Source organism: Serratia sp. PF-27, from assembly GCF_030053255.1.
Lineage (GTDB): Bacteria > Pseudomonadota > Gammaproteobacteria > Enterobacterales > Enterobacteriaceae > Serratia > Serratia bockelmannii.
Genome location: NZ_JASGBT010000023.1, coordinates 264,422 through 285,351 on the forward strand (window position 1 = coordinate 264,422; position 20,930 = coordinate 285,351).

The following is a 20,930-nucleotide window of genomic DNA, read 5'->3' on the forward strand; positions in this document are numbered from 1 at the left end:
ATGAGAGCAATTACAGTATACGCATCCGCTTTCATCGGTGGAGGGGGTTGTCACCGAAATTTGCAAAATAAATATTTATTTGAACAATTATTCTACAAATTTGCAGGTGCAGCAGTGGACGAGTCAAGCGCAGCGCGTTATTCCGCGTCGGCAGGTGGCGATGCACCATGCAGACATTTTTCCAGCTCTTCGGCCAAATGGGCGAAATGCTTTTGCGTTTCGGCATCACGATTCTGGCTGTGCGATTCCAGCTTCAGGCTGTGGATCAGCCGTTGGTTGGCTTTGTCATCCAGGCTGAAGGCCAGATAAGAGAAAGCTACTTCCAGTACGTTCAAGCGCCTTTTCTGATCGGCAATCAGCGCCAGCAGTTCGCCAAACGTCATTGCGTCTTCGGATTTCACCTTGTCCGGGGCCATGCTTACTCCTTTGCGTTAAATACAGCGCTGAGGCAGATTTTGTTTCAGAGTAAGGGTAAGCGATGAATGGGCAGGGCGCCAGAAACAAAAAAGCCGGAGAGCGACCCCCGGCAAAAACAGCATTGCAGTGTTATTCTGCGCTAAACCATTCGTCCGCGCTTTCCCAGGTTTCCTGAAGGATTTCCTCGATCAGATCCCGATCGGTTTTGGCGCCCCCCAGCACGGAGAGCCCGTTGGCGCCGGCATAACGTACATGAACGACGGCGTCTGGAAACTGGCGATTGACCCGTTTGCCCAGTTCACCGGTCAGCGCCTCAATGGCGCCCGACGGCAGCGGCCGGGTTTTATCTAGAGTGACTTCAACACGCATAATTGCCCCCGAAGCGATTTACTGTTTATTTATACAGTTAACCGAGTGCGAGGGCAAGAGGGCGATGCAAAAATATCAGTCTTTCAGCGACCAGTTCAGGGTTTCACCCGCCAGGAAGGGGATCACGGATTCATTGCCGAGGGTAATCTCTTCCGGTTGGGTGGTTGGCACGCGCTGCAGTTCGATGAAGTCTTCGTTGAGCGGCAGGCCATAGAAGCGTGGGCCGTTGAGCGAGCAGAAAGCCTCGAAGTGCTCCAGTGCGCCGAGCTGTTCGAAGACCGCTGCGTAAGCCGGGATGGCATTCGGCGCATTGAAGCAGCCGGCACAGCCGCAGCTGGACTCTTTGCGATGCTTGAGGTGCGGCGCGGAGTCGGTGCCGAGGAAGAAACGGTCCGAGCCGCTGGCAACCGCCTGACGCAGCGCTTCCTGATGGACGTTGCGCTTGAGGATCGGTAGGCAGAACAGGTGTGGGCGAATGCCGCCGACCAGCATGTGGTTGCGGTTGAACATCAGGTGTTGCGGCGTGATGGTGGCGCCGAGGAAACGGTTGCCTGCCTGCACGTACTGTGCCGCTTCTTTGGTGGTGATGTGCTCGAAGACGATTTTCAGCTCCGGGAAGTGACGGCGGATAGGCTCCATCACCTGTTCGATAAAGCGCGCCTCGCGGTCGAAAATATCGACGGCAGGATCGGTCACTTCACCGTGGATCAGCAGCGGCATGCCGATTTTTTGCATCTGTTCGAACAGCGGATAAATGCCGGTCACATCGCTGACACCGTGGCTGGAGTTGGTGGTGGCGTTGGCCGGATACAGCTTGGCGGCGGTAAACACCCCTTGCTCGAAACCGCTGACCAGTTCACTGGCCGCCAGAGAGTTAGTCAGGTAACAGGTCATCAGCGGAGTGAAGTTGTGACCCTGCGGCACCGCCGCCAGAATGCGATCGCGGTAGGCGCGCGCGGCGGCCACGGTCGTCACGGGCGGAACCAGGTTCGGCATCACGATCGCCCGGCCAAATACCTGGCTGGTATAGGGCACCACCGTTTTCAGCATCTCATCGTCACGCAGGTGGATATGCCAGTCGTCTGGGCGGCGGATTTTCAGAACTTGAGGTTGTGCGGTCATCTAGCTAGGCTCCGGCGGTCAAATACGTCTAATGAAAAGCGAATAATGGGTTTATTCACGCCGGGGTGTAAGGATAAGCGGAAAGTGCCGCAGATGCATCTGTTTGTTGGCGACAAGTTGAAATCAACGGCGCAGCAGGCGCATAGTGACAAGGATTTCAACGATGCCGACGCCAATACCGTCGACTTTCATCAAGTGGAAAGGGAGAAAACAATGGAAGTACGCGTTATCGCCACCCTGCAAGCGAAAGCGGGATTTGAGGCCGCAGTCAGTGAAGCGGTGCACGACATTCTCGAGCCGAGCCGCCAGGAGCTGGGCAACCTGCAATATGATTTGCATCGCGATCTGGAAAAGCCGGGCACCTTCGTGTTCTTTGAGCGTTGGGCCAGCAGCGAGGCGCTGGATAAGCATAATGAGACGGCGCATTTTCAGCAGTTCGTCAGTCGACTTGACGGCAAGTTGGATGTTCTGGACATCAAGAAACTGAAAAAGATCGCCTGAGCTTTTTACAGGCAAGAAAAAACCCGCCGATGGCGGGTTTTTTTAGGGTTGCAGATTAACTTATTCGTTAACCGGCTGCGGCTTTGTGGCAGGCGCGGTGGCCTGGCTCACTGCCGAGTGACCACCGGCTGAACCTTTGCCTTCAAAGTTGAAGGAAGGGCGCTGCCAGTTGCTGTGCTTGCGTTCTTCCGGCACGTAGGCTGGCGCAGGCGCTTTAGTCATCGGCGCAGTGGCGATGTGTTTGTACAGCGCGTCCTGCACGGCTTTCACCGGCGCCGGCTGCTGCGCAACTGCAGGTGCAGGTTCTGCGGCGATTGGCGCTGGGGCTTTTTCGACCGGAGCAGCTTCCACGGAGGTTGCCGCAGGTGCGGCTTCTACCACTGGCGTTTCTTCCGCTGGCGTGGCTTCTACCACTGGCGTTTCTTCCGCTGGCGTGGCTTCTACAACCGGTACAACTTCGACCACAGGCTCGTCTTCCGTTGGCGCAGGTTCAACCACTGGCTCTACAGCTACGGTTTCAGCTACCGGCTCGGCTTCCACTGCAGGGGCAGTCTCTTCCACTTTCGGCTGTTCAACTGCAACAGCTGCTGGGGCGGTTTCCACCGGCGCCGGGATTTCCTCGGCCGGAGTGGCTACAACCGGTGCTACGACTGCAGCTTCTTCCGTTACGGTAACGCTAGCAGTTTCAACGGCGGCTTCGGGTGCCGGTCCGTTGACGCTGGCCGCGGTCTGAGTGTCTTCCACGGTAACGCTGTGCTGTTCAACCGCTGCGGTGACAACCGGCGCCTGCTCTACGGCTTCGGTTTGCACTTCGGCTTCTTCAACCTGAGCGACCGGGTAGCTTACCCATACTTTGCCTGATGCCATTTCCGGCGAAGCGAACGCGCCCGCCAACGGCATTGGGGATTGCAGCGGGTAACGCTCATCGCGGTAACGACGGCGACGCTGGCCGCTGACGCGCAGGTGACGCGGTGAACGACGGGAACGACGCGGCATGCCTTCGCCGTTGCCGCGGCTTTCGCCCTGGGCATCGTCTTCCTGCTGTGCGGCAACGGTTTCCGGCAACAGCTTGACGCTATCGTCGGCGGTCGGCTGCGCGTCTTCGGCTTTCGCTACCGGCGCTTTCGGCGCCAACAGCTCTTCCGCTGCACGCTGCAGCTCTTCTTCCGCAGACAGGATACGCACTTTCTGCGACAGAGGGCGGCGCTGACGGCGCTGCATGTTCTGCTGCTGGCGCTCTTCCTGCTCTTCGTCGGTACTCTCGACTGCGTCAACGCTTTCCAGCGCTTTCACTTCCTGCTGAGCCTGACGTTTCTCTTCCTGACGACGACGCTGGCGTTCAGCACGCTGCTCACGGCGTTGCTGCTGATCTTCGCGCGGCGCTTTAGCACCTTCTTCCGAAGCGGTTTCCTCCGCTACCGGCGCGTTCTGCTGCTGGTTGCGGCGGTTACGGCGCTGTTCATCGCGGGATTCACGCGATTCACGGCCTTCACGGTTCTCACGCGGTTCACGGTTATCGCGCTCGCGATTGTCACGGCCTTCACCGCGCTCTTTACGCTCGCCGCGTTCCGGGCGATCGCCACGGTCGCTACGCTCACCGCGCTCTTTACGGCCGGTGCCTTGACGGCGCTGACCGCGACGATCCTGACGACGGTTCTCACCGTTGCCTTCCGCCTTCGGCGTTTCGGCCGGTTTGGCTTCTTCGACGGCAGGTTGTTCTTCACCGGCGAACAAGTTCTTCAGACCACCGAACAGGCGGCCCAGGAAGCCCGGTTTAGCGGCGGCCGGCGCTGCGGCTTTAGCCTTGGCGGCTGCAGCGACAGGTTTGGCAACGGCGACGGGTTCTTCAGCCGGCGGCGGCACATCGGCGGACAGGGAGAAGGAAGCCAGGGCCGGTTGCTCCGGACGCTTGCGTTCCATCGGCGCATCTTCCAGCGGACGCTCCATGTCTTCTTCGTGCAGTTTCGGCAGCAGGTAGCTGAGGGTAGAGGTTTCCTCGCCCTTGCGCACGCGCAGCACCGAGTAGTGCGGGGTTTGCATTTCATCGTTCGGCACGATGACGGCTTTCACGCCACCCTGACGTTTTTCGATCGCGCTGACGGATTCGCGCTTTTCGTTCAGCAGGTACGAAGCGACCTGAACCGGCACGATAGCGTGAACTTCTTTGGTGTTTTCCTTCAGCGCTTCTTCTTCGATCAGGCGCAGGATGGACAGCGCCAGCGATTCGTTGTCGCGGATGGTACCGGTGCCGTTACAGCGTGGGCACACGTGGTGGCTGGACTCACCCAGCGACGGGCTGAGGCGCTGGCGTGACATTTCCAGCAGGCCGAAGCGGGAGATGCGGCCGATTTGGATGCGCGCGCGGTCTTGACGCACGGCGTCGCGCAAGCGGTTTTCCACTTCGCGCTGGTGGCGTACCGGCGTCATGTCGATGAAGTCGATGACGATCAGGCCGCCGAGGTCGCGCAGGCGCAGCTGGCGAGCGATCTCGTCCGCCGCTTCCAGGTTGGTGTTGAACGCCGTCTCTTCGATGTCGCCGCCGCGGGTTGCGCGTGCGGAGTTGATGTCGATGGCGGTCAGCGCTTCGGTGCTGTCGATGACGATCGAGCCGCCGGACGGCAGGCGCACTTCGCGCTGGAAGGCGGATTCGATCTGCGATTCGATCTGATAGTGGCTGAACAGAGGAATTTCACCGCTGTACAGTTTGATTTTGCTGCTGAAATCCGGGCGGCCCAGCGCAGCGATGTGCTCTTTGGCCAGATCGAGAATTTTCGGGTTGTCGATCAGGATTTCGCCGATGTCCGGGCGCAGATAATCGCGGAAGGCACGCACGATAACGTTGCTTTCCTGGTGGATCAGGAACGGTGCAGGGCGGCCTTCGGCGGCTTTTTTAATCGCTTCCCAGTGCTTCAGACGGAAGGAGAGATCCCACTGCAGCGCGTCGGCGGATTTGCCTACGCCCGCGGTGCGAACGATCAGGCCCATGCCGTCTGGCAGTTGCAGCGAAGAGAGTGCTTCTTTCAGCTCGGTACGATCGTCACCCTCGATGCGGCGAGAAATACCGCCGGCGCGCGGGTTGTTCGGCATCAGCACCAGATAGCTGCCCGCCAGGCTGATGAAGGTGGTCAAGGCGGCGCCTTTGTTGCCACGTTCTTCTTTGTCTACCTGAACGATGACTTCCTGGCCTTCGCGCAGCACATCTTTGATGTTCGGGCGGCCATGGGAAGAGTAATTGCTAGGGAAGTATTCGCGGGCGATTTCTTTAAGAGGGAGGAAACCATGTCGTTCTGCGCCGTAGTCCACGAACGCTGCTTCAAGACTTGGTTCAATGCGGGTGATTTTGCCTTTGTAAATATTCGCTTTTTTCTGCTCATGACCCGGACTTTCGATATCCAAATCATACAGCCGCTGTCCATCTACGAGGGCAACACGCAACTCTTCCTGCTGAGTTGCGTTAATCAACATTCTTTTCATCTTAACTTACTCGTTATTTTTACATTATCGACAAAGCTGCGGGCAAAATAACCTCATGGCCGGAGTTAAACCGAAAGCCCCGTGTCTTCTCGCAAAGCCGTCAACCTCACGGTTGTCGCCTGCATAGGGGCGCATTATCTCGGTAAGCCTGCTTTTCTTTGTGAAAGACAGCACTTTTACTAGGGGAATAGCCTCTGATTTACGTCGACAGATCTGATTCCATTTGCCGGCCAAGCTGCAACCCGCAGCCCGCTAATTGTTTGATTTCGCATTACGTCTTACGCCATTGCTGCGTTTTTGCGCAATCAGACAAATTTTATAATTCCACCGTTTTCCCTGTTTAACGAGAATCAACGCGGAAAGTGACTGCATTATTCCACTGCTGATGCCGTTATAGCAAGGTGACTTTTCCTTAACTGCGGAAGAAATCGCAAACGTTCAAATCGGCTTGCTGCCTTATTGTCCGCTGGGGTTTCGCCCGCCGTCAGAGAGACAGTTAAGCACAGAAAAAGATGTGGCGCTATTCACGCGCTCTATTTAGAATCCCGCACCATGAAAACGAACAATCCAGCAGTACAATTCATCACGATTTCCGACGACGAAGCCGGTCAGAGAATCGACAACTTTCTGCTCGCTCGCCTGAAAGGCGTGCCGAAGAGCATGATTTATCGCATCGTGCGTAAAGGCGAGGTGCGGGTCAATAAAGGACGCATCAAGGCCGAATACAAATTGGCGGCCGGCGACGTGGTGCGCGTACCGCCGGTGCGCGTAGCCGAGCGCGAAGAGGCGCCGGTGTCGGCGAAGCTGGATAAAGTGGCCGCACTGGCAGACTGCATCCTGTATGAAGACGACCACCTGCTGATCCTCAACAAACCTTCCGGCACCGCGGTGCACGGCGGCAGCGGCCTGAGCTTCGGCGTGATTGAAGGGCTGCGCGCGCTGCGCCCGGAAGCCCGCTTCCTGGAGCTGGTGCATCGCCTGGATCGCGACACCTCCGGCGTGTTGTTGGTCGCCAAAAAACGTTCCGCGCTGCGTTCGCTGCATGAGCAACTGCGCCTGAAAGGCATGCAGAAAGATTATCTGGCGCTGGTGCGCGGCCAATGGCAGTCCCACTGCAAGGCCGTACAGGCGCCGCTGTTGAAAAATATTCTGCAAAGCGGCGAACGTATCGTGCGTGTCAACAGCGAAGGCAAGCCCTCGGAAACCCGCTTCAAGGTGGAAGAGCGTTACGAATTTGCCACCTTGGTGAAGGCCAGCCCGATCACCGGGCGAACTCACCAGATCCGCGTGCACACTCTGCATGCCGGGCACCCGATCGCCTTTGACGATCGCTATGGCGACCGCGAGTTCGATCGCCAACTGGCGGGTACCGGCCTGAAGCGACTGTTCCTGCACGCCGCGGCGCTACGCTTCGAGCATCCGTCCACCGGCGAAACGATGCGCATCGAAGCGCCGATGGATGAAGAACTGCGTCACTGCCTGCAAGTGCTGCGCCGGCAGGCCGCCAAATAATCCGCGTCAGACCAGCGGGTTGATGCCTTCAGCCCGCAACATCTCCAACAGCGCGATCAACGGCAGGCCGATCAGGGCGTTCGGATCCCGGCCTTCCAGCCTGTCGAACAACGCGATCCCCAATCCCTCGCTCTTGAAACTGCCCGCGCAGTTCAGCGGTTGCTCTAGACGCACATAGGCGGCGATCTCCGCCTCGCTCAGCGCGCGAAAATGCACGTGGAAAGGCTCGCACAGGGCCTGCAGCTGCTTGCTGCGGCTGTTGTACAGCGCCAGGCCGGTATAGAAGGTCACGGCCTGGCCGCTGGCCTGGCGCAGCTGCGCCCGGGCGTTCACCTCGGTATGGGGCTTGCCGGTGATGCTGCCATCGATCACGCAGACCTGATCGGAACCGATGATCAGATGCTCGGGGTAGGCGAGGGCCAGCGCCTGAGCCTTCGCTGTCGCCAGGCGCAGCACCAACGCTTCGGCGCTTTCACCCGGCAGTGGGGTTTCATCCACCTGCGGCGCGGCGCAGTCGAACGGCAGTTGCAGCTTCTCCAGCAGCATTTTTCGATAGGGGGAGGTGGAGGCTAAAAGCAATCTCTGCATAATTTTTTTCGCAAACCGTAGCGTAAATGGGTACGGCATTTTAAACTGTCGGCCGCTGTGGAAGCGAATATTGGTGAAAGGAGCCGTTTTACGGCCTTTTTCTTTGACTCTATGTCGTTACAAAGTTAATATGCGCGCCCTATGCAAAAGGTAAAATTACCCTTGACCATTGATGCGGTACGTACCGCTCAGAAACGCCTGGACTATGCTGGTGTCTATGCGCCTGAGCAGGTTACTCGTGTTGCCGACTCCGTGGTCAGTGTGGACAGTGATGTTGAGGTGTCGTTGTCGTTTAATATCGACAATCAGCGCCTCGCGGTGATAACAGGGCATGCGGACGTCACGGTAACGTTGATGTGCCAACGCTGTGGAGTCCCGTTCGAACATCAGGTTCACACAACATATTGTTTTAGCCCGGTCGTCAATGATGAGCAGGCTGAGGCATTACCGGAAGCGTACGAACCGATCGAAGTTGACGAGTTTGGCGAAGTCGATCTGTTGGCAATGATTGAAGACGAAATTATTCTTTCACTGCCTGTCGTTCCGGTACATGAATCTGAACACTGTGAAGTGTCCGAAGCGGACATGGTATTTGGCCAACTGCCTCCCGAGGCGGAGAAACCGAATCCGTTTGCCGTATTAGCCAGTTTAAAGCGTAAGTAATTGAGGAGTAAGGTCCATGGCCGTACAACAGAATAAACCAACCCGTTCCAAGCGTGGCATGCGTCGTTCGCACGATGCTCTGACCACGACTACTCTGTCTGTAGACAAAGTATCCGGTGAAACTCACCGTCGTCACCACATCACTGCCGACGGTTTCTACCGCGGTCGCAAGGTTATCGGCTAAGTAGCGATACCTTGACTCGTCTAACCCTGGCGTTAGATGCAATGGGCGGGGACTTCGGTCCCTGCGTCACAGTGCCTGCTTCGTTGCAGGCACTGGCCTCTAATTTACAGCTTCATCTCCTGCTGGTCGGCAATCCCGACGTCATCTCCCCTTTGCTTGCCCATGCCGATCCGGTTCTTCTGGAGCGTCTGCAAGTCGTGCCCGCCGAGTCTGTGATCGCCGGCGACGCCAAACCTTCACAAGCGATACGCGCCAGCCGCGGCACGTCGATGCGCATTGCGCTCGAACAGCTCAGCAGCGGCAATGCGCAGGGTTGCGTCAGCGCCGGTAATACCGGTGCGCTGATGGGATTGGCGAAGCTGTTGGTCAAGCCGCTGGACGGCATCGAGCGCCCGGCGCTGATGACGGCGATCCCGAATCAGCAACGCAGTAAAACCGTGGTGCTGGATCTGGGCGCCAACGTCGAGTGCGACAGCACCATGCTGGTGCAGTTTGCCGTGATGGGCGCGGTGATGGCGGAAGAGGTGATCGGCATTGCGCAACCGCGGGTGGCGCTGCTGAATATTGGCGAAGAAGAGACCAAAGGCCTGGATAATATCCGCGAAGCGGCCGCTGTGCTAAAAAATACTCCGGCAATCAACTATATTGGTTACCTGGAAGGAAACGAACTGCTCACCGGCAAGACCGACGTGTTGGTCTGCGATGGCTTCGTGGGCAACGTCACCCTGAAAACCATGGAAGGGGTGGTCAGGGTATTCTTATCGCTGCTGAAATCGTCCGGCGACGGAAACAAGCAAGCGTGGTGGCTGAAATTGTTGGGCCGTTGGTTGCAAAAACGGGTGGTTAAGCGGTTCGGCCACCTGAACCCCGACCAGTATAATGGCGCATGTCTGTTAGGATTGCGCAGCACCGTAGTCAAGAGCCACGGCGCTGCGAACCCTCACGCGTTTGCAGTCGCAATCGAACAGGCTGTGCAGGCGGTGCAGCGGCAAGTCCCGGAAAGGATTGCTGCGCGCCTTGAGGCTGTATTACCTAAGAGTGACTGATCGTACATGTATACAAAGATTCTCGGTACGGGGAGTTATTTGCCCGTACAAGTGCGCACCAATGCTGATTTGGAAAAAATGGTGGATACCTCTGACGAGTGGATCGTCACGCGTACCGGTATCCGCGAACGTCGCATCGCTGCTGCGGATGAAACCGTCGCGACGATGAGCTTCCAGGCCGCTGAGAAAGCGCTGGAAATGGCAGGTGTGGCTAAAGAAGACATTGGGCTTATCGTCGTGGCGACCACCACAACGACTCACGCGTTCCCGAGCGCGGCGTGCCTGGTGCAGCAAATGCTGGGCATCAAAGACTGCGCGGCGTTCGATCTGGCTGCGGCCTGCGCCGGCTTTACTTATGCGCTCAGCGTGGCCGATCAGTACGTGAAAAACGGCGCGGTCAAACATGCGCTGGTTATCGGCGCGGACGTCTTGTCGCGCACGCTGGATCCTGAAGATCGCGGCACCATCATTCTGTTTGGCGATGGCGCGGGTGCGGTGGTGCTGGGGGCGTCTGAAGCGCCGGGCATTCTGTCTACCCATCTGCATGCCGACGGCAGCTACGGCAGCCTGCTGACGCTGCCGTACAAGGATCGTCAGAATCAGGACAAGCCGGCCTATGTCACCATGGCGGGCAACGAAGTCTTCAAGGTTGCGGTTACCGAACTGGCGCGCATCGTCGACGAGACGCTGCAGGCCAACAACATGGACCGCAGCGAGCTGGATTGGCTGGTGCCGCACCAGGCCAACCTGCGCATCATCAGCGCAACGGCGAAAAAGCTGGGCATGGGGATGGACAAAGTGGTGGTGACGCTCGATCGTCACGGCAACACGTCTGCCGCCTCGGTGCCTTCCGCACTGGACGAAGCGGTGCGTGACGGGCGAATTCAGCGTGGCCAACTGGTGCTGCTGGAAGCCTTTGGCGGCGGCTTTACCTGGGGCTCGGCGCTGGTTCGTTTCTGATTTGGACAGGAAGAAAAAATGACGCAATTTGCTTTTGTTTTCCCGGGCCAGGGGTCGCAGACCGTTGGCATGCTGGCCGAGTTGGCCGCACAGTTCCCGATCGTCGAAGAAACCTTCGGCGAGGCTTCCTCCGCCCTGGGTTACGACCTGTGGCAGCTGGTGCAGCAAGGCCCGGCGGAAGAACTGAACAAAACCTGGCAGACCCAACCGGCTCTGCTGGCTGCCTCGGTGGCGATTTTCCGCGTTTGGCAGCAGCAGGGCGGTAAAGCGCCTGCGCTGATGGCGGGTCACAGCCTGGGCGAATACTCGGCGCTGGTCTGCGCCGGCGTGCTGGACTTCAAGGCGGCGATCCGTCTGGTCGAGCTGCGCGGCAAGCTGATGCAGGAAGCAGTGCCGGAAGGTACCGGCGCGATGTACGCCATCATCGGTCTGGACAACGACGCGATCGCCAAGGCGTGCGAAGAGTCTGCGCAGGGGCAGGTGGTTTCTCCGGTCAACTTCAACTCGCCGGGCCAGGTGGTCATCGCCGGCAACAAAGAAGCGGTTGAACGCGCAGGCGCCGCCTGTAAAGCTGCCGGCGCCAAACGTGCGCTGCCGCTGCCGGTGAGCGTGCCTTCGCACTGTGCGCTGATGAAGCCGGCCGCCGACAAGCTGGCCGTGGCGCTGCAGGACATCACCTTCAACGCGCCGCAGGTGCCGGTGGTGAACAACGTCGACGTGCGCACCGAAAACGATCCGGAAGCGATCCGCAGCGCGCTGGTGCGTCAGCTGTACAGCCCGGTGCGTTGGACCGAAAGCGTAGAGTTTATCGCAGCACAGGGAGTGACGTCGCTGCTGGAAGTGGGGCCGGGCAAAGTGCTGACCGGTCTGACTAAACGTATTGTTGACACCCTGACGGCTGCGGCGGTGAACGACACCGCCAGCCTGTCGGCGGCGCTTGAACAATAAAGAGGAAAATGATGAGCTTCGAAGGTAAAATCGTTCTGGTCACCGGCGCAAGCCGCGGTATTGGCCGAGCTATTGCAGAAACGTTTGTGGCACGCGGCGCCAAAGTGATCGGTACCGCGACCAGCGAGAGCGGCGCTGAAGCGATCAGCAGCTACCTGGGCGCAAACGGCAAAGGGTTTATGTTGAACGTTGTTGATGCGCAATCTATCGACAGCGTGCTGGCATCGATTCGCGCCGAATTTGGCGAAATCGACATTTTAGTGAATAATGCCGGCATTACGCGTGATAACCTGCTGATGCGTATGAAGGATGACGAGTGGGAGGATATCCTCGACACCAACCTGACTTCCGTATTCCGCCTGTCAAAAGCGGTAATGCGCGCTATGATGAAAAAGCGGTTTGGCCGTATCATCACCATCGGTTCTGTAGTCGGCACCATGGGGAACGCAGGGCAGGCGAACTACGCGGCGGCTAAAGCCGGCCTGATTGGTTTTAGCAAATCTTTGGCACGTGAAGTTGCTTCACGTGGCATTACGGTCAACGTCGTGGCACCTGGCTTTATTGAGACGGACATGACACGGGCGTTGACAGATGATCAACGCGCAGGCATTTTGTCATCAGTTCCAGCCAACCGGCTGGGCGATGCTAAAGAAATCGCCAGCGCTGTTGCATTTTTGGCCTCTGATGAGGCCGGCTACATCACCGGTGAAACGTTACATGTCAATGGCGGCATGTACATGATTTAAAAAATGTGAAAACCATTTGCGTTATTTGAGGCAAAAACCGCAAAATAGCGTAAAATCGTGGTTTGACCAGCCGGGATTTAGTTGCATCTTTTTCAGCATTTTATACACTACGAAAACCATCGCGAAAGCGAGTTTTGATAGGAAATTTAAGAGTATGAGCACTATCGAAGAACGCGTTAAGAAAATCATTGTTGAGCAACTGGGTGTTAAACAGGAAGAAGTTTTGAACAACGCTTCTTTCGTTGAAGATCTGGGCGCTGATTCTCTTGACACCGTTGAGCTGGTAATGGCACTGGAAGAAGAATTCGACACCGAGATTCCAGACGAAGAAGCTGAGAAGATCACTACTGTTCAGGCAGCTATTGATTTCATCAACGCCAGCCAGCAGTAAGAGAACATATCTAGGCGGTCGTTCGACCGCCTAAGTTTTTTCTATCCCTAGTGTCATATTTTTCCCTCCCTGGAGGACAAACGTGTCTAAGCGTCGAGTAGTTGTGACCGGACTGGGCATGTTGTCTCCTGTCGGCAATACGGTAGAGTCCACGTGGAACGCTCTTCTTGCCGGTCAGAGTGGCATCAGCCTGATCGACCATTTCGATACCACTGCCTATGCGACCAAGTTTGCTGGCCTGGTAAAGAATTTTAATTCTGAGGATTTCATCTCCCGCAAAGATGCGCGCAAGATGGATGCCTTTATCCAGTACGGTATCGCTGCCGGCATGCAAGCCATGCAGGATGCAGGTCTGGACATCACCGAGGCTAACGCCAGCCGTATTGGAGCCGCGATCGGTTCCGGCATCGGCGGCCTGGGTTTGATCGAAGAAAACCACAGTTCACTGGTTAACGGTGGCCCACGGAAAATCAGTCCGTTCTTCGTGCCCTCCACCATCGTGAATATGATTGCAGGCCACCTGACAATCATGTACGGCATGCGTGGCCCAAGCATTTCCATCGCCACCGCCTGTACTTCAGGTGTGCACAACATCGGCCATGCAGCGCGTATCATTGCTTACAATGATGCTGACGTGATGCTGGCCGGTGGGGCAGAGAAAGCCAGCACCCCATTGGGCGTCGGCGGCTTTGGCGCAGCACGCGCCCTGTCCACCCGTAATGACAACCCGCAGGCGGCGAGCCGTCCGTGGGATAAAGACCGCGACGGCTTCGTGCTGGGCGACGGCGCCGGCATGATGGTGCTGGAAGAGTACGAACACGCGAAAAAACGCGGCGCGAAAATCTATGCCGAAGTGGTTGGCTTTGGGATGAGCAGCGATGCTTATCACATGACGTCACCACCGGAAAACGGCGCAGGCGCTGCGCTGGCGATGGAAAATGCCCTGCTTGACTCCGGTGTGACCCCGTCACAAATCGGTTACATCAACGCGCACGGCACCTCTACGCCGGCGGGCGACCAGGCGGAAGCGCAGGCGGTGAAATCCGTCTTCGGCGCTGATGCCCAGCGCGTGCTGGTGAGCTCGACCAAATCGATGACCGGCCACCTGTTGGGTGCGGCGGGCGCGATCGAGTCCATCTTCACCGTGCTGGCGCTGCGCGATCAGGCGGTACCGCCAACCATCAACCTGGATAACCCGGATGAAGGTTGCGATCTGGACTTCGTGCCTCACGAAGCGCGCCAGGTCAGCGATATGGAGTTCACCCTGTGCAACTCCTTCGGCTTCGGCGGCACCAATGGCTCGCTGATCTTCCGCCGAGTGTAACTCGCGCGGTTGTTCGCTGATGAAAAGCCCGGTTTTTTAACCGGGCTTTTTTACGCCTGGCGTCCGGCCGTCAGCAGGGCTGCGTATTGCCTCGTCGCCTGCTATTCTGCGAGCGTAATGAAATCACCCGGCAACAGGAGGAAGCATGTACTGGATTAACGGACAACGCCACGATGCGCTGGCGCCGAGCGATCGTGGCCTGCAGTTCGGCGATGGCTGCTTTACTACCGCCCGGGTTGTCGATGGCAAAATCGAGCTGCTGCCCTGGCACCTGGAGCGGCTGCAGCAAACGGCACAGAGGCTGATGCTGCCCACTACCGATTGGGCCGCTTTCGAGCGCGAGATGGCTCAGGCGGCCGAATCAATTCCGCTCGGCGTGGTCAAAGCGATACTGACGCGCGGCAGCGGCGGGCGGGGCTACAGCCCGACGGGGTGCGAAAATCCAACGCGCATCGTCGCCCGCAGCAGCTACCCTGCGCACTATTTGCAGTGGCGCGAGCAGGGCATCACGCTTGCGCTCAGCCCGGTGGCGCTGGCGCGCAATCCGCTGCTGGCGGGGTTGAAGCATTTGAACCGCCTGGAGCAGGTGCTGATCCGCGCGCATCTTGACCAGACGGCCGCCGACGAGGCACTGGTGCTTGACACTGCCGGTATGCTGGTGGAATGCTGTGCGGCTAATTTGTTCTGGCGTAAGGGAAAAGCGGTGTTTACCCCGGACCTGAGCCAGGCGGGCGTCGCGGGCCTGATGCGGCGGCGGGTGATCGCGCTGCTGGCGGGCTCGGAATACCGTCTGCACTGCGTCAGCGAACCGCTGGAGACGCTGGCCGATGCCGACGAAGTCCTGGTGAGCAACGCGCTGATGCCGCTGCTGCCGGTAAACGTTGCTCAATCATGGCGTTATCATTCGCGCCAGCTGTATGATTTTTTGCGTCCACACTGTTAACCATGGCTGATTGATGAAGAAAAGAAAGCTGAAGGTCCTGTCTGTTATTGTTGTTCTGGTATTGGCGCTGCTGTTTTGGGGCTACCAGAAGATCGAACGCTTTGCCGATACGCCGCTGGCTATCCAGCAAGAAACCATCTTCAAACTGCCTGCCGGCACCGGCCGGGTGGCGCTGGAAGGATTACTGGTGCGCGATAAACTGGTGCGCAACGGCCGCTGGTTCCAGTGGCTGCTGAAACTGGAGCCGGAGCTGGCGGAGTTTAAAGCCGGTACCTACCGGTTCACGCCGGGCATGACGGTGCGCCAGATGCTGAAACTGTTGGCCAGTGGCAAAGAGGCGCAGTTCACCGCACGCTTTATTGAAGGCTCACGACTGCGTGATTGGCAGCAGGTGCTGCAGCAGTCCAAATACCTGAAACACACCCTGGCGGGCAAGAGCGACGCGGAGATCGCCACCGCGCTCGGCATTGCGGCAGGAGAAACCCCGGAAGGGCATTTGTACCCGGATACCTATCAGTATACCGCCGGCATGAGCGACATCGCGCTGCTCAAACGCGCGCACGTGCGCATGAATAAAGCGCTGCAGGCCGCCTGGGCCGGCCGCGACACCAGCCTGCCGTATAAAACGCCGGAAGAGTTGCTGACCATGGCCTCGATCGTCGAGAAAGAGACCGCGGTGCCGGAAGAGCGTAGCAAGGTGGCGTCGGTGTTCGTCAACCGTTTGCGCATCGGCATGCGCCTGCAGACCGATCCGACGGTGATCTACGGCATGGGCGAAAGCTATAATGGCAACATCACGCGCAAGGATCTGGAGACGCCGACGCCTTACAACACCTATGTGATCGCCGGCCTGCCGCCAACGCCGATCGCCATGCCGGGCGAGGCCTCGCTGCAAGCGGCCGCCAATCCGGCCAAAACGCCATATCTCTATTTTGTCGCCGACGGCAAGGGTGGGCATACCTTCACCACCAATCTGGCGAGCCATAACCAGGCGGTGCGCGTGTACCGTCAGGCGTTAAAGGAAAAGAATGAAAAGTAAATTCGTTGTAATCGAAGGGCTGGAAGGCGCGGGCAAAACCACAGCGCGTGACACGGTAGTCAATGTGCTGCGCGAACATGGCATCAACGACATCGTTTTCACCCGCGAACCGGGCGGCACACCGCTGGCGGAGAAGCTGCGCGAACTGTTCAAACGCGGCATCGACGGCGAATTGCCGACCATCAAGGCCGAAGTCTTGATGCTGTACGCTGCGCGCGTGCAGCTGGTGGAAACCGTGATCAAACCCGCCCTGGCGCGTGGTGCCTGGGTGGTGGGCGACCGCCACGATCTCTCTTCACAGGCTTACCAGGGCGGCGGCCGCGGTGTGGACCCACAGCTGATGAGCTCGCTGCGCGACACCGTACTGGGGGATTTCCGCCCGGATTTGACGGTTTATCTCGATCTGCCTCCGCTGGTCGGCTTGCAACGCGCACAGGCGCGCGGCCAGCTGGATCGCATCGAACAGGAGGCGCTGCCGTTCTTCGAACGCACCCGCGCTCGCTATCTTGAGCTGGCGGCGCAGGATGAAACGATCGTTACCGTTGACGCCGCCCAGCCGCTGGAACAGGTGACCGCGGCGATCCGCGACTGCGTCGGCCACTGGCTGCGGCAGCAGGAAGGCGCATAATGAACTGGTACCCGTGGCTGAATGGCCCTTATCGCCAGCTGATTGGGCAGTACGCCGACGGTCGCGGCCACCATGCGCTGCTGCTGCATGCGGCGGCGGGCAATGGTGACGATGCGCTGGCCTACGGCCTGAGCCGTTGGTTGATCTGCCAACAGCGCAACGGCGAAAAAAGCTGCGGCGAGTGCCACAGCTGCCGGCTGATGCTGGCGGGGAATCACCCGGATTATCACGTGCTGGCGCCGGAAAAGGGCAAGAGCAACCTGGGTATCGAACCGATCCGCCAGGTGATTGAAACGCTGTACGCCCACGCGCAGCAGGGCGGCGCCAAGGTGATTTGGCTGCCGCAGGCGGAACAGTTGACCGAGGCGGCGGCCAACGCACTGCTTAAAACGCTGGAAGAGCCGCCGGAGAAAACCTATTTTCTGCTGGGTTGCCGTGAGCCGTCGCGGCTGATGGCGACGCTGCGCAGCCGCTGTCTTTATTGGCATTTGGCCAGCCCGGATGAGCAGCTCAGCCTGCAGTGGCTGGGCCGGCAGGCGGCCGGTTCTCAGACAGACCGCCTCACGGCGCTGCGCCTGCACGACGGCGCGCCGCTGGCCGCCGAACAGCTGTTGCAGCCGCAGCAGTGGCAACAGCGCAGCGCCCTGTGCACGGCGTTGAGCGCCGCGCTGCCGCAGCGCGATATGCTGTCGCTGTTGCCGGTGCTGAACTATGAAGATGTCGCCGAGCGCCTGCACTGGTTGTGCGCGCTGCTGGTGGACGCGATGAAGTGGCAGCAGGGCGCGCATCACTATGTATTGAATCAGGATCAGCAACCACTGGTGCATCAGCTGGCCAGCGTGCTGAGCAGCGCCTCGCTGCAGCAGATCGTGCAGCAGTGGCTGACCTGCCGCCATCAGCTGCTCAGCGTGGTGGGTGTCAATCGCGAGCTGCTGCTGACCGAACAGTTACTTCGCTGGGAACAGATGCTTGGCGCCGCCGGCTATTCCCACCCTCATTCGCTGTAAAGTAAAAGAGTTAAAAATTATGTTGTTAGTCGATTCTCATTGCCACCTTGACAGTCTGGATTATCAAACGCTGCATCAGAATGTGGACGATGCGCTGGCCAAAGCCAAAGCGCGCGACGTCGGCTATGTGCTGGCGGTCGCCACCACGTTGCCGGGTTACCGTTCCATGACCGAACTGATCGGCGAGCGCAACGATGTGGCTTTCTCCTGCGGGGTGCATCCGCTCAATCTGGAAGAGGGGTATGATTACGCCGAGCTGCGTCGCCTGGCGGCGGCGGAGCAGGTGGTAGCGCTGGGAGAGACCGGGCTCGATTACTTCTACCAGAAAGACAATCTTGAGCTGCAGCAGGACTCTTTCCGCGAACATATCCGCATTGGCCGGGATCTGAACAAGCCGGTGATCGTCCACACCCGCGAGGCGCGCGCGGACACGCTGGCGATCCTGCGTGAAGAGAACGCACAGGACTGCGGCGGCGTGCTGCACTGCTTCACTGAAGATTTGACCACTGCCGAAGCTTTGCTGGATCTGGGCTTCTACATCTCCTTCTCCGGCATCGTCACCTTCCGCAATGCCGAACAGCTGCGCGAAGTGGCACGCTATGTGCCGCTGGATCGCATCCTGGTGGAAACCGATTCGCCTTATCTGGCGCCGGTGCCGCATCGCGGCAAAGAAAACCAACCCGCCTATGTGCGTGATGTGGCTGAATACATGGCAGTATTGAAGGGCGTCAGCCTGGAACAACTGGCCGAAGCCACCACCGCCAACTTTTCACGCTTATTTCACCTCGATCTGTGATCTTTGACCTAGGCTATAGCGGTAGGTCATTGTCTGCGTAATTTTTTTTAAGCTCGTAATTAATCACTGAAACGGGTAAGGTTCCCTCCCGTTTCAGGGGGATTGATGCGTGTTTTTTGGCCTGTTTTGCCAAAAAACAGCCGGTTTATGCAAAGTTACCGTGGCTCGATCATCGAAACGTGATTGTCATCAAACATTGCGCAGGCTATTTATTTTACTCTGCGTAATAAATTCAAGGGGTGCTCAGACACCCTGAATTGCAGGGGTTTTTCTCCCCCCCCTTGCAGCGCGAATCATCGCGACAAGAAGTAGCAAAGCATTATTACTCAGGAGCACACTCAACTATGTTCAAGAACGCATTTGCAAACCTGCAAAAAGTAGGTAAATCGCTCATGCTGCCGGTGTCCGTGTTGCCTATCGCAGGTATCCTGCTGGGCGTCGGCTCCGCCAACTTTAGCTGGCTACCTGCGGTAGTCTCCCACGTGATGGCGGAGGCGGGCGGTTCGGTCTTCGCCAACATGCCGCTGATTTTCGCCATCGGCGTCGCTCTGGGCTTCACCAACAACGACGGCGTTTCCGCGCTGGCGGCGGTGGTGGCCTACGGCATCATGGTGAAAACCATGGCGGTGGTTGCGCCGCTGGTGCTGCACCTGCCGGCTGAAGAGATTGCGGCCAAACACCTGGCGGATACCGGTGTGCTCGGGGGGATTATCTCCGGCGCCATCGCGGCCTATATGTTCAACCGCTTCTTCCGCATTCAACTGCCGGAATACCTGGGCTTCTTTGCCGGTAAGCGTTTCGTGCCGATCATTTCCGGTCTGGCGGCGATCGTTCTGGGCGTAGTGCTGTCCTTCATCTGGCCGCCGATCGGTACGGCTATCCAGACCTTCTCGCAGTGGGCGGCTTATCAGAACCCGGTCGTGGCCTTCGGCATTTACGGCGTGGTTGAGCGTGCTCTGGTGCCGTTCGGTCTGCACCACATCTGGAACGTACCGTTCCAAATGCAAATTGGTGAATTCACCAACGCGGCGGGCCAGGTATTCCACGGCGACATCCCTCGCTACATGGCGGGTGACCCAACCGCGGGCAAACTGTCCGGCGGCTTCCTGTTCAAAATGTACGGTCTGCCTGCTGCGGCCATCGCCATCTGGCACTCGGCCAAGCCGGAAAACCGTGCGAAAGTTGGCGGCATCATGATCTCCGCCGCGCTGACCTCGTTCCTGACCGGTATCACCGAGCCGATCGAGTTCTCCTTCATGTTCGTCGCGCCGATCCTGTACGTGATCCACGCTATCCTGGCCGGCCTGGCGTTCCCAATCTGTATCCTGTTGGGCATGCGTGACGGCACCAGCTTCTCGCACGGCCTGATCGACTTTATCGTACTGAGCGGCAACAGCAGCAAAATCTGGCTGTTCCCAATCGTCGGTATCATCTACGGTCTGGTGTACTACACCATCTTCCGCGTGCTGATCGCCAAACTGGATCTGAAAACCCCTGGCCGTGAAGACAGCGCTGCCGAGCAGACTGCGCAGGGCGGTTCCGAAATGTCCGCCGCGCTGGTTCAGGCCTTCGGCGGTAAAGAAAATATCACTAACCTGGATGCTTGCATCACCCGTCTGCGCGTCAGTGTGGCCGACGTGTCCAAAGTTGACCAGGCGGGCCTGAAGAAACTGGGCGCAGCCGGCGTAGTCGTCGCTGGCTCCGGCGTGCAGGCCATCTTCGGCACCAAGTCCGACAACCTGAAAACCGATATGGACGAATACATCCGTAATCACTGATTCAGGCAGGGGAGTTATCAAGGGAGGCGATAGCCTCCCTTATTATTTGTGTTAATGATTGATTTATAAGTTTATTTTTATTTTATTGTCCACAATTTGACGTGTCCCTGTTTGATGTGGACACTCATCCATTGCTTGCCACTCTATAAAATCTCGGTAATCAGGCTACGCCCTCAAACGATCCTTTCGTTGCAACTTTGCAAAACGTCTACCTCTGCCAACATCACCCGCAAAGCCGCGCCGTGCCTGGCTTTACCGCGTTTTATCTACCGTGTGCCTCTTTTGTGCTTTGCCGCTTAGATCCTCACGGAAAGCAAAACAGATCCTTTTTATTCATTGAGTTAACTTTTCTCCGGTTAGCTTCTCGCGCCTCTGCTTTTGCAAATCGTTGAAAATCATTGCAATGCGTGCAACGGCGATCTGCGCGTAAAGCCCCAGGCGTGGCGCGGGCTGGCAATGGCAATTGCGGAAAAGATCCTTTGCAAAAATTTCTC

21 protein-coding genes are annotated in these 20,930 nt (G+C 58.1%); 16 read left to right on the forward strand and 5 right to left on the reverse strand.

The window, feature by feature from the left end:
* Nucleotides 1–137: 137 nt before the first annotated feature.
* From QMZ29_RS24410 to pyrC, 3 genes are all read right to left on the reverse strand, one after another.
* The gene (locus tag QMZ29_RS24410; protein ID WP_004927809.1) at nucleotides 138–416 is read right to left on the reverse strand and encodes a hypothetical protein; all 279 of its coding nucleotides are present in this window, start codon (nucleotides 414–416) and stop codon (nucleotides 138–140) included.
* A 130-nt stretch (nucleotides 417–546) separates the two neighbouring features.
* Complete coding sequence (gene dinI, locus QMZ29_RS24415; protein ID WP_043141722.1) at nucleotides 547–786, reverse strand: DNA damage-inducible protein I; 240 nt, start codon at nucleotides 784–786, stop codon at nucleotides 547–549.
* Between the two features lie 75 nt (nucleotides 787–861).
* Nucleotides 862–1,908: a dihydroorotase gene (pyrC, locus tag QMZ29_RS24420; protein WP_043141719.1), complete on the reverse strand. Its 1,047-nt coding sequence runs from the start codon at nucleotides 1,906–1,908 to the stop codon at nucleotides 862–864.
* A 213-nt stretch (nucleotides 1,909–2,121) separates the two neighbouring features.
* Between pyrC and QMZ29_RS24425 the strand changes: the two genes are divergently transcribed.
* On the forward strand, nucleotides 2,122–2,409 hold the full coding sequence (locus QMZ29_RS24425) for a putative quinol monooxygenase (protein WP_025302406.1): 288 nt from the start codon (nucleotides 2,122–2,124) through the stop codon (nucleotides 2,407–2,409).
* A 60-nt stretch (nucleotides 2,410–2,469) separates the two neighbouring features.
* On the opposite strand, the gene rne is transcribed toward QMZ29_RS24425, so the two are convergent.
* A complete protein-coding gene (gene rne / locus QMZ29_RS24430) occupies nucleotides 2,470–5,883 on the reverse strand; it encodes a ribonuclease E (protein WP_173890342.1) in 3,414 nt (1,137 codons plus the stop codon).
* 552 nt (nucleotides 5,884–6,435) lie between these two features.
* Here rne and rluC point away from each other — a divergent pair.
* On the forward strand, nucleotides 6,436–7,395 hold the full coding sequence (rluC, locus tag QMZ29_RS24435; protein WP_261423659.1) for a 23S rRNA pseudouridine(955/2504/2580) synthase RluC: 960 nt from the start codon (nucleotides 6,436–6,438) through the stop codon (nucleotides 7,393–7,395).
* 6 nt (nucleotides 7,396–7,401) lie between these two features.
* On the opposite strand, the gene QMZ29_RS24440 is transcribed toward rluC, so the two are convergent.
* On the reverse strand, nucleotides 7,402–7,983 hold the full coding sequence (locus QMZ29_RS24440) for a Maf family protein (RefSeq protein ID WP_062826731.1): 582 nt from the start codon (nucleotides 7,981–7,983) through the stop codon (nucleotides 7,402–7,404).
* A 141-nt stretch (nucleotides 7,984–8,124) separates the two neighbouring features.
* Between QMZ29_RS24440 and yceD the strand changes: the two genes are divergently transcribed.
* The 14 genes from yceD (at nucleotide 8,125) to ptsG (ending at nucleotide 20,436) form a co-directional block, all read left to right on the forward strand.
* Nucleotides 8,125–8,646 (forward strand): 23S rRNA accumulation protein YceD, encoded by a 522-nt coding sequence (gene yceD, locus QMZ29_RS24445; protein WP_004927780.1) that lies wholly within the window; start codon nucleotides 8,125–8,127, stop codon nucleotides 8,644–8,646.
* A gap of 16 nt (nucleotides 8,647–8,662) precedes the next feature.
* Nucleotides 8,663–8,830 (forward strand): 50S ribosomal protein L32, encoded by a 168-nt coding sequence (gene rpmF, locus QMZ29_RS24450; protein WP_004927778.1) that lies wholly within the window; start codon nucleotides 8,663–8,665, stop codon nucleotides 8,828–8,830.
* A gap of 11 nt (nucleotides 8,831–8,841) precedes the next feature.
* Nucleotides 8,842–9,876: a phosphate acyltransferase PlsX gene (plsX, locus tag QMZ29_RS24455; protein WP_025302410.1), complete on the forward strand. Its 1,035-nt coding sequence runs from the start codon at nucleotides 8,842–8,844 to the stop codon at nucleotides 9,874–9,876.
* Between the two features lie 6 nt (nucleotides 9,877–9,882).
* On the forward strand, nucleotides 9,883–10,836 hold the full coding sequence (locus tag QMZ29_RS24460) for a beta-ketoacyl-ACP synthase III (protein WP_043141705.1): 954 nt from the start codon (nucleotides 9,883–9,885) through the stop codon (nucleotides 10,834–10,836).
* Nucleotides 10,837–10,854: 18 nt separating this feature from the next.
* The gene (fabD, locus tag QMZ29_RS24465; RefSeq protein WP_015377451.1) at nucleotides 10,855–11,784 is read left to right on the forward strand and encodes an ACP S-malonyltransferase; all 930 of its coding nucleotides are present in this window, start codon (nucleotides 10,855–10,857) and stop codon (nucleotides 11,782–11,784) included.
* An 11-nt stretch (nucleotides 11,785–11,795) separates the two neighbouring features.
* The gene (gene fabG / locus QMZ29_RS24470) at nucleotides 11,796–12,530 is read left to right on the forward strand and encodes a 3-oxoacyl-ACP reductase FabG (RefSeq protein WP_016928193.1); all 735 of its coding nucleotides are present in this window, start codon (nucleotides 11,796–11,798) and stop codon (nucleotides 12,528–12,530) included.
* 154 nt (nucleotides 12,531–12,684) lie between these two features.
* Nucleotides 12,685–12,921: an acyl carrier protein gene (gene acpP / locus QMZ29_RS24475; protein WP_004719003.1), complete on the forward strand. Its 237-nt coding sequence runs from the start codon at nucleotides 12,685–12,687 to the stop codon at nucleotides 12,919–12,921.
* An 82-nt stretch (nucleotides 12,922–13,003) separates the two neighbouring features.
* Nucleotides 13,004–14,245, forward strand: a complete 1,242-nt coding sequence (gene fabF / locus QMZ29_RS24480; protein WP_261423658.1) for a beta-ketoacyl-ACP synthase II — start codon at nucleotides 13,004–13,006, stop codon at nucleotides 14,243–14,245.
* Nucleotides 14,246–14,390: 145 nt separating this feature from the next.
* Entirely contained in the window at nucleotides 14,391–15,188 is a 798-nt protein-coding gene (gene pabC / locus QMZ29_RS24485) for an aminodeoxychorismate lyase (protein WP_049208453.1), read from the forward strand.
* A gap of 13 nt (nucleotides 15,189–15,201) precedes the next feature.
* Nucleotides 15,202–16,227, forward strand: a complete 1,026-nt coding sequence (mltG, locus tag QMZ29_RS24490; protein WP_025302414.1) for an endolytic transglycosylase MltG — start codon at nucleotides 15,202–15,204, stop codon at nucleotides 16,225–16,227.
* Nucleotides 16,217–16,855 (forward strand): dTMP kinase, encoded by a 639-nt coding sequence (gene tmk / locus QMZ29_RS24495; RefSeq protein WP_025302415.1) that lies wholly within the window; start codon nucleotides 16,217–16,219, stop codon nucleotides 16,853–16,855. Before mltG ends, tmk begins: the two co-directional genes overlap by 11 nt.
* Nucleotides 16,855–17,862, forward strand: coding sequence for a DNA polymerase III subunit delta' (gene holB / locus QMZ29_RS24500; RefSeq protein WP_261423657.1), 1,008 nt, complete (start codon nucleotides 16,855–16,857; stop codon nucleotides 17,860–17,862). The genes tmk and holB overlap by 1 nt, the downstream gene beginning before the upstream one ends.
* A 19-nt stretch (nucleotides 17,863–17,881) precedes the next feature.
* Entirely contained in the window at nucleotides 17,882–18,658 is a 777-nt protein-coding gene (locus tag QMZ29_RS24505) for a metal-dependent hydrolase (RefSeq protein WP_043141693.1), read from the forward strand.
* A 344-nt stretch (nucleotides 18,659–19,002) separates the two neighbouring features.
* Nucleotides 19,003–20,436 (forward strand): PTS glucose transporter subunit IIBC, encoded by a 1,434-nt coding sequence (gene ptsG / locus QMZ29_RS24510; RefSeq protein WP_049205136.1) that lies wholly within the window; start codon nucleotides 19,003–19,005, stop codon nucleotides 20,434–20,436.
* Nucleotides 20,437–20,930: the final 494 nt, after the last annotated feature.